At 44.3% G+C, this 12,567-nt stretch carries 15 protein-coding genes; 14 read left to right on the top strand and 1 reads right to left on the bottom strand.

Features of this window, described 5'->3' with window-relative positions; genetic code table 11:
• Positions 1–111: 111 nt before the first annotated feature.
• Positions 112–1,059, top strand: coding sequence for a 23S rRNA pseudouridine(955/2504/2580) synthase RluC (rluC, locus tag CAG60_RS04470; RefSeq protein WP_040904874.1), 948 nt, complete (start codon positions 112–114; stop codon positions 1,057–1,059).
• A 61-nt stretch (positions 1,060–1,120) separates the two neighbouring features.
• Here the strand turns inward: rluC and CAG60_RS04475 are convergent, their stop codons facing one another.
• The gene (locus CAG60_RS04475; RefSeq protein ID WP_040904479.1) at positions 1,121–1,702 is read right to left on the bottom strand and encodes a Maf family protein; all 582 of its coding nucleotides are present in this window, start codon (positions 1,700–1,702) and stop codon (positions 1,121–1,123) included.
• 217 nt (positions 1,703–1,919) lie between these two features.
• Here CAG60_RS04475 and yceD point away from each other — a divergent pair, with 217 nt between their 5' ends.
• The 13 genes from yceD to CAG60_RS04540 all read left to right on the top strand — a co-directional run bounded on the left by yceD (position 1,920) and on the right by CAG60_RS04540 (position 12,457).
• Positions 1,920–2,444, top strand: coding sequence for a 23S rRNA accumulation protein YceD (yceD, locus tag CAG60_RS04480; RefSeq protein ID WP_040904477.1), 525 nt, complete (start codon positions 1,920–1,922; stop codon positions 2,442–2,444).
• A 31-nt stretch (positions 2,445–2,475) separates the two neighbouring features.
• Positions 2,476–2,646: a 50S ribosomal protein L32 gene (gene rpmF / locus CAG60_RS04485; RefSeq protein ID WP_004395602.1), complete on the top strand. Its 171-nt coding sequence runs from the start codon at positions 2,476–2,478 to the stop codon at positions 2,644–2,646.
• A gap of 11 nt (positions 2,647–2,657) precedes the next feature.
• Positions 2,658–3,683: a phosphate acyltransferase PlsX gene (plsX, locus tag CAG60_RS04490; protein ID WP_004395601.1), complete on the top strand. Its 1,026-nt coding sequence runs from the start codon at positions 2,658–2,660 to the stop codon at positions 3,681–3,683.
• Between the two features lie 5 nt (positions 3,684–3,688).
• On the top strand, positions 3,689–4,639 hold the full coding sequence (locus CAG60_RS04495; RefSeq protein WP_004395600.1) for a beta-ketoacyl-ACP synthase III: 951 nt from the start codon (positions 3,689–3,691) through the stop codon (positions 4,637–4,639).
• A gap of 75 nt (positions 4,640–4,714) precedes the next feature.
• Positions 4,715–5,638: an ACP S-malonyltransferase gene (gene fabD, locus CAG60_RS04500; RefSeq protein WP_110167927.1), complete on the top strand. Its 924-nt coding sequence runs from the start codon at positions 4,715–4,717 to the stop codon at positions 5,636–5,638.
• Positions 5,639–5,664: 26 nt separating this feature from the next.
• Positions 5,665–6,399 (top strand): 3-oxoacyl-ACP reductase FabG, encoded by a 735-nt coding sequence (fabG, locus tag CAG60_RS04505; protein WP_040904873.1) that lies wholly within the window; start codon positions 5,665–5,667, stop codon positions 6,397–6,399.
• Positions 6,400–6,632: 233 nt separating this feature from the next.
• Positions 6,633–6,869, top strand: a complete 237-nt coding sequence (acpP, locus tag CAG60_RS04510; protein WP_000065130.1) for an acyl carrier protein — start codon at positions 6,633–6,635, stop codon at positions 6,867–6,869.
• A gap of 87 nt (positions 6,870–6,956) precedes the next feature.
• Positions 6,957–8,201, top strand: a complete 1,245-nt coding sequence (fabF, locus tag CAG60_RS04515) for a beta-ketoacyl-ACP synthase II (protein ID WP_161438383.1) — start codon at positions 6,957–6,959, stop codon at positions 8,199–8,201.
• A gap of 78 nt (positions 8,202–8,279) precedes the next feature.
• Complete coding sequence (pabC, locus tag CAG60_RS04520) at positions 8,280–9,083, top strand: aminodeoxychorismate lyase (RefSeq protein ID WP_161438384.1); 804 nt, start codon at positions 8,280–8,282, stop codon at positions 9,081–9,083.
• Positions 9,080–10,099, top strand: a complete 1,020-nt coding sequence (gene mltG / locus CAG60_RS04525; protein ID WP_161438385.1) for an endolytic transglycosylase MltG — start codon at positions 9,080–9,082, stop codon at positions 10,097–10,099. Before pabC ends, mltG begins: the two co-directional genes overlap by 4 nt.
• Complete coding sequence (tmk, locus tag CAG60_RS04530) at positions 10,096–10,731, top strand: dTMP kinase (RefSeq protein ID WP_004395587.1); 636 nt, start codon at positions 10,096–10,098, stop codon at positions 10,729–10,731. The genes mltG and tmk overlap by 4 nt, the downstream gene beginning before the upstream one ends.
• Positions 10,732–10,733: 2 nt before the next feature.
• On the top strand, positions 10,734–11,699 hold the full coding sequence (holB, locus tag CAG60_RS04535; protein ID WP_110167924.1) for a DNA polymerase III subunit delta': 966 nt from the start codon (positions 10,734–10,736) through the stop codon (positions 11,697–11,699).
• Positions 11,690–12,457 (top strand): TatD family hydrolase, encoded by a 768-nt coding sequence (locus CAG60_RS04540; RefSeq protein WP_154168601.1) that lies wholly within the window; start codon positions 11,690–11,692, stop codon positions 12,455–12,457. Before holB ends, CAG60_RS04540 begins: the two co-directional genes overlap by 10 nt.
• Positions 12,458–12,567 lie beyond the last annotated feature (110 nt).

The raw sequence follows: 12,567 nt of genomic DNA on the forward strand, positions 1-12,567 counted from the left end.
ACGAAGATTTGCTGTTATTTTCGCCAGTTTGAAGTGGCATTTATCGTAAACGTAGTTTTTTCCTGTGAAGAAAAAGGTGATTTTCCGCCAATTAAGGTTAAAATGGCGGTTATGAGCGAAATTAAAACCCAAGTCCAGTTCGTCGATATCGATGAAGATATGGCTGGTCAACGCATTGATAATTTTTTGCGTAACCAATTAAAAAATATTCCTAAGAGCGTGGTTTATCGAATCTTGCGCAAAGGAGAAGTGCGAGTTAATAAAAAGCGCGTTAAGGCTGAGTATAAACTGGCCGCAGGCGATAGCATCCGTATTCCTCCGGTGACGATGGAGGTCAATGACTCAGAACCGGCCGCACCCAGTATCAAGCTTAATCGCGTTGCTGAACTAGAAGCGTGTATCGTCTATGAAGACGATCATCTTTTGATTCTCAATAAACCTTCTGGAACGGCAGTACATGGTGGTAGTGGTTTAAAATTTGGCGCAATTGAAGCTTTGCGGGCATTGCGTCCACAGGCACGTTTTTTAGAACTCGTCCATCGTATTGACCGAGACACGTCTGGTATTCTATTGGTCGCTAAGAAGCGCTCGGCCTTACGTCATTTACAAGCGCAATTTCGTGAGAAAACGGTACAAAAATACTATTTTGCATTGGTGATGGGGCGTTGGCCTGCGAATGTTAAAGTGGTCAATGCACCATTATTAAAAAATGAGATTAATAGTATTGTTCGGGTAAACCCTAATGGTAAACCATCAGAAACTCGTTTTAGAGTGCTCGAACAGTTTGCCCAGGCAACTTTGCTTCAAGCAAGCCCGATTACAGGGCGAACGCACCAGATACGTGTACACACTCAATATACGGGTCATCCCATCGCTTGGGATGACCGATATGGTGATCGCCGATTTGACGCCTACGTGAGTCAATTTTCCATTAATCGACTGTTTTTACATGCTGCCAATATTCAATTTATGCATCCCGCAACAGGAGACAAAATGGATATCAGTGCACCATTGGACGCGTCCTTAGAACGTGCATTAGGACAAATGCGCCAAGCTTGATGGTTTTTTGGGGATGAATCTCGCCTCGGTGTGTATTGTCGTGGTAAGATTCGTTCGATGATTAAATCACTCTAATCTGTTCACTTTCTAAGAGTTTAATTAGCTTAATCAGTGGCAAACCGATTAATGAATTGGGATCATCCCCCTCCAAACGTTCAAAGAGAGCAATGCCCAGTCCTTCGCTTTTAAAGCTCCCAGCGCAGTAGAAAGGCTGCTCTTTATCGACATATCGAGCCACCATATCTGGTGTCAGCGAACGAAAGTGTACTTTAAAAGTATCGATAGTGACTTGCGTTTGTTCGGTTTGAGTATTGTGTAGCGCGAGACCAGTGTAAAAAGTGATGGTTTGACCACTTTGTTGCAGTAACTGATGAATCGCTGTCTCTCGGTTGTATGGTTTTCCAATGATTTGACCATTGATAACACATACTTGATCTGAACCAATCACTAGACTTGGTGATGATAGCTGGCAAGAGCGCGCTTTGTTGGTCGCTAAGCGCATCACCAGCTGTTCTGGTGTCTCGTCAGTCAACGGTGTCTCATCACAATCAGGACTAGCGGTAACAAAAGGAATAGCCAGTTTTTCTAGTAATTGTTGTCGATAAGGTGAGGTTGAAGCCAAAACTAGTTGGTAATTTTGCATTTTGATTTACAATTGTCTTCAGTGTATGAGTAGTATACCGGAAACTGGCAGATCGTCTCAAGTAAAGTGAGCGATATGGTACACCTTACGACGGATTAATCCTGTATTTATCATACAATAGTAACGTGCTTCTTAAGCCAATAGCGAAATAAGGCATAGCAACTTTTTTGCCTTTTTCTTTGACTAAAACAATTTTGGAAGATAATATTCGCGCCCTATGCAAAAGGTAAAAATACCGCGAACGATTGACCCGGCAAAAGCCGCTCAAAAACGATTGGATTATGATGGTATCATTCAAGCCAGTCTTTTAAAGCGCTTAGAAGAGTCAGTTGATGGCGTAAAACGCGACGCACAAGTCTCATTGTCATTTGGGATGGATGAACAGCAACTGGTTGTTATCTCTGGTAAAGCTAACATCGAAGTTGATTTAGAGTGTCAGCGCTGTAATCAAGCATTTGCACATGAATGCACCATTGAGTTTACTTATACTCCTTACTACAGTGAGCAAAGTGAGCAAGATGCACCGGATGAGTACGATTTGGTAGATCCTAACGAGTACGGTGAGATTGATTTGATTCAGTTAGTTGAAGACGAGTTCATTCTTGGTTTACCCCAAGTAGCGATGCACGATGAAGCGGATTGTAGCGTTAACTCAGACAATTTGGTGTTTGGTGAGATCCCCGACGAAGTGTTGGATGATAAGCCGAATCCATTCGATGTTTTAAAAAGTTTGAAGAAGTAAATCTTCAATCCATAACACAGGAGTAGGGTCAATGGCCGTACAAAAGAGCAAGAAATCACGTTCAATGCGTGGTATGCGTCGTTCACATGATGCGCTAACTTCAGCTGCACTATCTGTAGATGCAACTTCAGGTGAAACTCACCTACGTCACAATGTAACCGCTGAAGGCTACTACCGTGGCAAAAAGGTTATCAACAAGTAAGGTTGTGACCTTTGCAAAATCTAACCGTTGCACTTGATGCAATGGGCGGGGATTTCGGTCCTCGCGTTACAGTGCCTGCCGCCGTGCAGGCACTGTCGCATTTCCCAGAGCTAAAAGTGATATTAGTGGGTGATCATAGCGCGATCACTCAGCAATTATCTTTACTAGGTTACCAACCCGATCCTCGTTTGAGTATTGTGCACAGTGATCGAGTGATCGCTAACTCAGAAAAACCCTCACTAGCATTACGCCATAGCCATGACAGTTCAATGGGTTTGGCTATCGATCTGGTCGCTCAACAACAGGCGGATGCTTGTGTCAGTGCTGGTAACACCGGCGCGCTGATGGCACTCTCACGTTTTCGTTTAAAGCTTCTCCCTGGGATTGAGCGTCCGGCATTAGTAACCGCTTTACCCACGATATCGGGTGGTAAAACGTGGTTATTGGATCTTGGTGCGAATGTCTCTAGTGATGCTGATTCCCTGTTTCAATTTGCAGTGATGGGATCGGCATTGGCTGAGCAACATTTACAACGTTCCCCCCGCGTGGCGATTTTAAATATTGGCGCGGAAGAGATAAAAGGTAATGATCTGGTTAAGCGTTGTGCACAGCTGCTAAAGCAAACTCAAGCGGTGAATTTTATTGGCTATATTGAAGGGAATCAGTTATTGATGGATGCCGCCGACGTTGTGGTGTGTGATGGATTTGTCGGTAATGTTTGTTTAAAAACCTGTGAAGGGACTGCACAACTCTTTATTGATAAGTTAAAAAATCTCTTTTTAGCCTCATCCATAAAGGGTTGGATTGCCCGAAAAGTCTTTTCTGAACTGTTTTATGAATTAAAAACCTTGAACCCCGACCAGTATAACGGCGCAAGTTTGCTAGGATTACGCGGCATAGTCATTAAAAGTCATGGAAGTGCCGATGTATCCGCAGTCGTCAATGCGATAGGTGAAGCGGTTCATGAAGTGAAACGACAAGTCCCCAGCCGCATAAGCGATCGTTTGGAAGCGGTTTTACTCGAGAGGCATTATTAGTCTTCATGTATAGCAAAATTTTAGGTACTGGCAGCTACTTGCCATCTCAAGTGCGTACTAACGCAGATTTAGAGAAAATGGTAGATACCAATGATGAGTGGATTGTGACCCGGACGGGGATTCGTGAGCGTCGAATTGCCGCTGATAACGAAACCGTCGCCGATATGGCATTTTATGCTGCTGAAAAAGCCATCGAAATGGCGCAAATTGATAAGAATGAGATTGATCTGATTATTGTTGCCACGACAAGCGGCAGTCATACTTTTCCCTCTTCTGCTTGTCAGGTTCAAGCTAAGCTCGGGATCAAAGGTTGTCCAGCTTTTGATTTGGCTGCAGCATGCTCTGGTTTTGTGTATGCATTGTCGGTTGCTGATCAACACATTAAATCAGGCATGTGTAAAAAAGTACTGGTGATTGGTGCGGATGCATTATCGAAAACGTGCGATCCAACCGACCGCTCAACCATTATTTTATTTGGTGATGCGGCAGGAGCGGTGGTGGTTGGTGCTAGTCAAGAGCCCGGTATCTTATCGACTCATATCTATGCCGATGGTGAGTTTGGTGAGTTACTCAGTCTTGAAGTGCCTGAGCGTGGCGGTAATGTTGATAAGTGGCTGCATATGGCCGGTAACGAAGTGTTTAAAGTCGCCGTCACTCAATTATCAAAATTAGTCAAAGATACTTTAGCGGCGAATAATTTACATAAGTCGCAATTAGATTGGCTGGTGCCGCATCAAGCCAATTATCGAATTATTTCTGCTACTGCAAAGAAACTTTCTATGTCATTGGATCAAGTTGTGATGACGTTAGATCGCCATGGTAATACTTCAGCTGCAACGGTACCAACCGCATTAGATGAAGCGGTGCGCGATGGACGCATTCAACGTGGCCAGTTATTGCTGTTAGAAGCGTTTGGTGGTGGTTTTACTTGGGGCTCTGCCTTGGTTAAATTCTGATTGCTCCCCAATCACTTATTTGACGTTGAAGAGTCGCTTGACTCTTTATCCATTTTATTAGGTTAAGGAAAAAACATGAGCAAGTTTGCTATTGTATTCCCAGGCCAAGGTTCACAAGCAATCGGTATGCTTGCGGAGCTTGGTGAACAGTATGATGTTGTAAAACAGACGTTTAGCCAAGCTTCTGAAGTATTAGGTTATGACTTATGGGCATTAGTTCAACAAGGCCCAGCAGAAGATCTTAACCAAACTCATCGTACGCAACCCGCTATCCTTGCTGCATCGGTTGCTATTTGGCGTGTGTGGCAGTCATTGAACTTGCCTCAACCTGAAGTCTTAGCAGGACACAGTTTAGGTGAATACTCTGCGTTAGTATGCTCGGGGGTGATTGATTTTCAGCAGGCGATCAGCTTAGTTGAATTACGTGGTCGATTAATGCAAGAGGCTGTACCTGCTGGCACGGGAGCAATGTATGCGATCATTGGTCTTGATGATGAGGCGATTGCCAACGCGTGCCAACAAGCCGCTCAAGGTCAAATTGTTTCTCCGGTAAACTTTAACTCCCCAGGTCAGGTCGTGATTGCTGGGCAGAAAGAGGCCGTTGAGCGTGCTGGTGTACTGTGCAAAGAAGCGGGTGCCAAGCGAGCATTACCCCTGCCAGTGTCAGTGCCATCGCATTGTGCATTAATGAAACCCGCCGCAGAAAAATTAGCCATTGCGCTCGCTGGACTTCAGTTTAATAGCCCATCAATTCCGGTCATTAATAACGTTGATGTGCTGGCTGAAACGGATCCTGCAAAAATTAAAGATGCCCTTGTGCGTCAGCTTTATAATCCGGTACGTTGGACAGAAGCGGTACAAAGCATGAGTGACCAAGGGATTGAAAAACTTATTGAAGTTGGTCCAGGTAAAGTGTTAACTGGATTAACCAAACGCATAGTGAAAACACTGGATGCGGTAGCCGTAAACGATAGCGCTTCATTCGAAGCTGTGCAATAAAGTAGGAATCAAACATGAATGAATTCATGAGCCTTGAAGGTAAAGTCGCTCTAGTCACGGGAGCAAGTCGTGGGATTGGTCGTTCAATCGCAGAAGTGCTTGTCGCACGCGGTGCCACCGTGATTGGAACAGCAACCAGCGATAGTGGCGCAGATGCAATTAGTACTTATCTAGGCGAGAAGGGTAAAGGGTTTGCTTTGAATGTGACTGACCCTGCATCGATCGAATCGGTACTCAAAGCGATCAATGAACAGTTTGGCAGCATCGACATTTTAGTGAATAATGCCGGTATCACACGTGATAACCTATTGATGCGTATGAAAGACGAAGAGTGGATGGATATCTTAGATACCAACTTAACGTCGATTTTCCGCTTATCGAAAGCGGTATTACGTGGCATGATGAAAAAACGCCATGGTCGAATCATTAATGTTGGTTCGGTTGTTGGTACCATGGGTAATGCTGGACAAACTAACTATGCAGCGGCAAAAGCGGGCGTAATTGGCTTTACCAAGTCGATGGCACGTGAAGTTGCATCCCGTGGTGTGACTGTGAACACAGTTGCACCAGGTTTTATCGCCACAGATATGACAAAAGCGCTGAATGATGAGCAACGTGCTGCTACACTAGCGCAAGTTCCAGCGGGTCGTCTGGGTGAACCTCATGAAATTGCTTCTGCAGTGGCTTTTTTAGCGTCCAATGAAGCAGCTTACATTACGGGTGAGACTCTGCACGTCAACGGCGGAATGTACATGGTTTAATGCCAAGTGTTTGGAGAAGTTAAGCGACAGTCGTCAATAAATGCTGACTTTTCTTAACAGTTGGTTTTTAGGTGCGCAACATTTGTGCATGATTTATGTCAAAAATGGTGTGAATTTCGGTTAAAATCGGTAAATTTGTGGTTTGACCAGCAAGGTCCCCCTTGCAACTTTCACTAGTTCGAATAAACTACGGAATCATCGCATTAGGCGAAATCTGTAAAGGAAAAGAAAACATGAGCAACATTGAAGAACGCGTAAAGAAAATCATCGTTGAACAGCTAGGTGTAGACGAAGCAGAAGTAAAAAATGAATCTTCTTTCGTTGAAGATCTAGGTGCAGATTCTCTAGACACTGTTGAATTAGTTATGGCTCTTGAAGAGGAATTTGATACTGAGATTCCTGACGAAGAAGCAGAGAAAATCACTACTGTTCAAGCTGCGATTGATTACGTGACCAGCAACGCTCAGTAATGTTCTCCCCAGGCGGCCCTCTGGCCGCCTGAGTTTTTTAGTCATCTATCCCTCTCATAGAATGTTTCTATCCCGGAGAATATGATCGTGTCCAAGCGTCGTGTCGTTGTCACTGGCATGGGTATGTTGTCACCAGTAGGCAACACTGTAGAATCTTCTTGGAAAGCCCTGCTAGCTGGTCAAAGTGGTATTGTTAATATTGAGCACTTTGATACTACAAATTTCTCAACTCGTTTCGCAGGTCTAGTCAAAGACTTTAATTGCGAAGAGTATATGTCTAAAAAAGAAGCCAGAAAAATGGATCTTTTTATCCAATATGGCATTGCTGCGGGTATTCAAGCTCTAGACGATTCCGGTCTGCAAATTACGCAAGCTAATGCGCCACGTGTTGGTGTCGCCATTGGTTCGGGAATTGGTGGTCTTGAGTTAATTGAATCTGGCCATCAGGCATTAATCGAAAAAGGTCCACGTAAGGTTAGCCCATTTTTCGTTCCCTCAACCATTGTTAACATGGTTGCAGGTAACCTTTCTATTATGCGTGGTTTACGTGGTCCAAATCTTGCAATTTCAACCGCTTGTACCACTGGCTTGCACAATATTGGTCATGCCGCACGGATGATTGCTTACGGTGATGCCGATGCCATGGTTGCGGGTGGTGCAGAAAAAGCCTCCACACCTTTAGGTATGGCTGGTTTTGGTGCTGCGAAAGCGTTATCCACTCGCAATGATGAACCACAAAAAGCTTCACGCCCTTGGGATAAAGATCGTGATGGTTTTGTATTGGGTGATGGTGCTGGTGTGATTGTGCTTGAAGAGTATGAACACGCTAAAGCTCGTGGTGCTAAAATTTATGCTGAGTTGGTCGGTTTTGGTATGTCAGGTGATGCTTATCACATGACTTCACCAAGTGAAGACGGTTCTGGTGGCGCTCTAGCGATGGAAGCCGCGATGCGTGATGCTGGAGTCACAGGGACTCAAATTGGTTATGTTAATGCTCACGGAACGTCAACTCCGGCCGGTGATGTCGCGGAAGTAAAAGGCATCAAACGAGCATTAGGTGAAGAAGGCGCTAAACAAGTATTAGTCTCTTCAACCAAATCAATGACGGGTCACTTGCTCGGTGCAGCAGGTTCTGTTGAAGCGATCATTACCATCATGTCGTTGGTTGACCAAATTGTTCCACCAACCATTAACCTTGATAACCCAGAAGAAGGGTTAGAGATAGACTTAGTGCCCCATACGGCGCGTAAAGTATCAGGTATGGATTATGCGATATGCAACTCGTTTGGCTTCGGTGGTACCAACGGTTCACTGATTTTTAAACGCGTATAATTAATCTATCTGATTGAGTTTGAGTTTAAACGGCTTGGTGCTTTGCATTAGGCCGTTTATTTTTTCAGGGAGTCAAGCATGATTGGGCAAAATGGATTCAACGAGCCCCTAATTACCGCCAGTGATCGTTCTTTCCAATATGGCGATGGCTGCTTTAGTACTCTATTGATTAAACAAGGTAAAATTCAGTTCTGGGATTATCATCAAGAGCGAATGGAGGCTTGCTTACAGCGCTTGGCGATTCCATCTCCTGATTGGTTGAAAATAGAACTTGCGTTGAATCAAGCGGCGATAGGTAAGCCACTGGCGGGAATGAAACTGCATATTAGCCGTGGCGAAGGAGGACGAGGTTATAGTCCAAGCCAACAACATTCATCAAGAATTACATTGAGTCACTTTGATTTTCCAGCTCATTATCATCAATGGCAACGTCAAGGGATCAGATTAGGCGTCTGTGAGCAGCGCATGGGACTCAACCCATTGCTGGCGGGACATAAACATAATAACCGCTTAGAGCAAGTTTTACTGCGTGGTGAAATGGATCGTGCAGGGTATGACGATGGCGTTTGTTTGGATCTTAATCATCATATCGTTGAAACAACGATGGCAAATTTGTTCTGGGTGAAAAATGGCACCTTATATACGCCGAGTCTTGATAATGCTGGTGTTGCTGGTGTCGCGCGGCGGATGATTTTACAATCGGCAACATCATTCGGGTTGACCGTGGAAATTGGTCAGTTTCCAATGGAGCATTTAATTGCTGCTGATGAGGTTTTTATTTCTAATGCCATCATTGAAGTCGCGCCTGTCATCGGTATTGCGCATCATTTGTATACCATCGGCCGTTATGTACGATATTTTCAGGAGAGTTTTAATTCGTGATTAAAAAATTACTGGCCTTAATTTTAGTCATCATTGTTTTTGCTACTGCAAGCTACTTTTATGCGGTTAAAAAGACCAATGATTACCTCGCGCAGCCGTTATTGATCACTGAACCGCAGTTGATCACTATTCATGGTGGGACGAGTTTAAATAGAGCGTTGGCGTTAATGACCGATCAAGCTTGGTTAGTTGATGACTCTTTGGCCTCGAAGTTATTACGTCGTTTCTACCCTGAATTAACGCCGATTAGAGCGGGAACGTATCAATTACAGCCCGGGTTATCGCTACAAGATAGTTTAGCGTTATTGGTTTCTGGGCGAGAATTTCAGTTTTCGATCACCTTTATTGAAGGAAGCCGTTTTTCTGAATGGCGTGCTAGCTTAGCGCAAAATCCTAACTTACAACAAACGCTGACTGAGCATTCAGAGGCAGACATCGCCCAATTATTAGGCATCGATAATGCAAAGTTAGAAGGCTTATTTTTGGCGGAAACCTACCATTTTACTAAAGGGGAGAAGGATATTGATATCCTTCGTCGAGCGCATCGTAAGCTCAATCGTCTGCTTGAGCATGAATGGGAACATCGTCAGCCTGATTTGCCATTGAAAACTCCTTACGAAGCCCTTATTTTGGCGTCAATTATTGAAAAAGAAACGGCGATCGATGCGGAGCGGGAGCGAGTTTCTTCGGTGTTTATTAATCGATTAAACAAGCGAATGCGTTTACAAACGGACCCTACGGTTATTTATGGAATGGGTGATCGTTATCAAGGGCGGATTCGCCGTGCGGATTTGCGTGAAGCGACAGAATATAATACTTACGTGATCAATGGACTCCCTCCGACGCCGATCGCGATGGCTGGCCCCGCTTCGATTAAGGCCGCTTTAAATCCGGAACAGAGTGATTACCTTTATTTTGTGGCCAGTGGTCATGGTGATCACGTGTTTTCAAAAACATTAGCAGAACATAATCGCGCGGTTCGCGCCTATTTACAAGTGATCAGAAGTCGACAATGAACGCAAAATTTATCGTAGTAGAAGGGCTAGAAGGCGCAGGAAAAAGCACGGCTATTCAGGTTGTGATCGATACGTTACAAGCTTTTGGTATTGAGTCAATTACCCAGACTCGTGAGCCCGGTGGCACGGTATTGGCTGAAAAAATGCGTGCTTTAGTCAAAGAAGATCACCCTGGTGAAGTTTTACAAGATGTGACGGAAGTGCTGCTAATGTACGCCGCACGGGTACAACTTGTGGAAAACGTCATTAAACCTGCATTGGCGGCAGGATGCTGGGTCGTGGGCGATCGCCATGACATGTCTTCGCAAGCTTATCAAGGCGGCGGACGGCAGATTAGCCCTGCGACGATGCAGCAGCTTAAGCAGTTAGCGTTAGGGGCGTTTAGCCCAGATTTTACTTTATACTTAGATATCGATCCGCGAGTCGGATTAGAGCGAGCTCGTGGGCGAGGGGAGTTGGATCGTATTGAGAGAATGGACTTGAGTTTTTTTGAACGTACACGACAGCGTTATCTAGAACTGGCTAAGGACAATCCATCAGTCACGATTATTAACGCGCAGCAAACCTTACAAGCGGTGACACAAGATATTCAGCAAGCGTTATTAAACTGGTTAAATCAACATAAAGGTTAATGATGAACGCAGTATATCCTTGGTTAAGCGAGGCATGGGAGCGTTGGAAACAACAGCTTGAGCATCAGCGCTTTGCTTCAGCAACCTTAATCAATGCCCCACACGGAGTAGGCGCAGAGCAGTTGATTGAGAAATTCTCGCAGGCATTAATGTGTACTACACAGCGTAGTGAGCCCTGTGGATTTTGTCATGGCTGTGAGTTAATGCTATCGGCCACGCATCCGGATTATCATCTTGTTCGTCCTGAAAAAGAGGGCAAGTCGATTACGGTTGAGCAAATTCGTATAGCGAATCGATTAGCACAAGAGTCTTCACAGCTCTCAGGCTTTCGATTGATCGTGATTGAGCCTGCCGAAGCAATGAATGAATCAGCAGCGAATGCTTTACTGAAAACGCTTGAAGAGCCCGCAGAAAAATGTGTTTTCATTTTACTGACTCATCAAGTGAGCCGTTTACTGGCGACAATCGTCAGTCGTTGCCAACAAATTATTATTCCAGAACCGCAGCCACAAGCCGTTATGCCGTGGTTAACCGAACAGTGTCAACAATCGATTCCTGCTTTTGCTGCTCATATTCATGGTAATGCTCCATTACTGACTCGAGCGTTTATTTTACAAGGTGAACTCCAAAATTATTTGGCGATTGAGCAGCAATTTGTTCAGGCATTACAAGGCGACATTTCGGCATTATTAAATTGTGCGAAAACGATCAGTGGCCAGCCTCTCAGTGGACTACGTTGGCTTTGGTATCTCTTGACTGACGCCCAAAAAACCGCTTTTGGGGTATGGCAGCCTTACTTTACTCCGCAAAGTCAGTGGCTTGCTCAAGCTCGTTCTTTGTCTTTATTACAACAACAAACGGATTCATTGGCGCAGTTGATCAATCAATTACAGGGATTTAGTGGGTTAAATAGTGAACTTTTAATTGCTGATTGGTTATTTAAATTTAATGAGGAAACATGTTTGTAGATTCACATTGTCATCTTGATAAACTGAACTATCAAGATTTACACCAAGATATCAGCGATGTTCTTGCTAAAGCCGAACGGGCTAAAGTGACACAATTACTTTCTGTGGGTGTGACGTTAGACTCATTTCCCAATATGTTAGCGATGATTACTCCCTTCGATAATATTCATGCTTCTTGTGGTGTTCATCCTCTCGACGTGCAAAGTGATTTTGATCTAGAGCGTTTTCACACTTATGCCCGTCACCCTAAAGTGGTTGCGATTGGTGAAACTGGGCTCGATTATCACTATCAGCCAGAAATGGCGGAATTACAACAACAGCGTTTTATTCAGCATATTGATACTGCCGTTGAACTCAATAAGCCATTGATTATTCATACTCGTCAAGCGCGAGAAGATACTTTAGCTATACTCAAAGCACATCACGCAGAGCGTTGTGGCGGGGTTATACACTGTTTTACTGAAGATTGGGCTTTTGCGCAGGCGGCAATGGATTTAGGCTTCTATATTTCGATCTCTGGGATCGTTACGTTTCGCCAAGCAACAGAGCTCAAAGCCGTGGTAAAGGCACTACCATTAGATAGGTTGTTGATTGAAACCGATTCGCCTTATTTAGCGCCAGTACCTCATCGAGGTAAAGAGAATCAGCCGGCTTATGTGGTTGAGGTTGCGGCGTATATTGCTCAACTTAAAGGGCTTTCTTTGGGCGAAGTTGCAGAAAAAACCAGCAAAAACTTCCAAGATCTTTTTTTGCGATGAAAATCAAATTTTATAGGTGTAAGACGCCTGGAATGGCTGTTTTACGTGCTTTACTTCAAATTATCATCAAGAATTAGCCTTGTTTACTTAATATGTTGAATATTTAGTCC

The organism is Vibrio sp. V33_P6A3T137, assembly GCF_009904835.1.
Classification (GTDB): Bacteria; Pseudomonadota; Gammaproteobacteria; order Enterobacterales; family Vibrionaceae; genus Vibrio; species Vibrio metschnikovii.

Coding starts and splice junctions, on each gene's coding strand:
- rluC (WP_040904874.1), top strand. CDS start 112: ATGAGCGAAATTAAAACCCAAGTCCAGTTCGTCGATATCGATGAAGAT.
- CAG60_RS04475 (WP_040904479.1), bottom strand. CDS start 1,702: ATGCAAAATTACCAACTAGTTTTGGCTTCAACCTCACCTTATCGACAA.
- yceD (WP_040904477.1), top strand. CDS start 1,920: ATGCAAAAGGTAAAAATACCGCGAACGATTGACCCGGCAAAAGCCGCT.
- rpmF (WP_004395602.1), top strand. CDS start 2,476: ATGGCCGTACAAAAGAGCAAGAAATCACGTTCAATGCGTGGTATGCGT.
- CAG60_RS04495 (WP_004395600.1), top strand. CDS start 3,689: ATGTATAGCAAAATTTTAGGTACTGGCAGCTACTTGCCATCTCAAGTG.
- fabD (WP_110167927.1), top strand. CDS start 4,715: ATGAGCAAGTTTGCTATTGTATTCCCAGGCCAAGGTTCACAAGCAATC.
- fabG (WP_040904873.1), top strand. CDS start 5,665: ATGAGCCTTGAAGGTAAAGTCGCTCTAGTCACGGGAGCAAGTCGTGGG.
- acpP (WP_000065130.1), top strand. CDS start 6,633: ATGAGCAACATTGAAGAACGCGTAAAGAAAATCATCGTTGAACAGCTA.
- pabC (WP_161438384.1), top strand. CDS start 8,280: ATGATTGGGCAAAATGGATTCAACGAGCCCCTAATTACCGCCAGTGAT.
- tmk (WP_004395587.1), top strand. CDS start 10,096: ATGAACGCAAAATTTATCGTAGTAGAAGGGCTAGAAGGCGCAGGAAAA.
- holB (WP_110167924.1), top strand. CDS start 10,734: ATGAACGCAGTATATCCTTGGTTAAGCGAGGCATGGGAGCGTTGGAAA.
- CAG60_RS04540 (WP_154168601.1), top strand. CDS start 11,690: ATGTTTGTAGATTCACATTGTCATCTTGATAAACTGAACTATCAAGAT.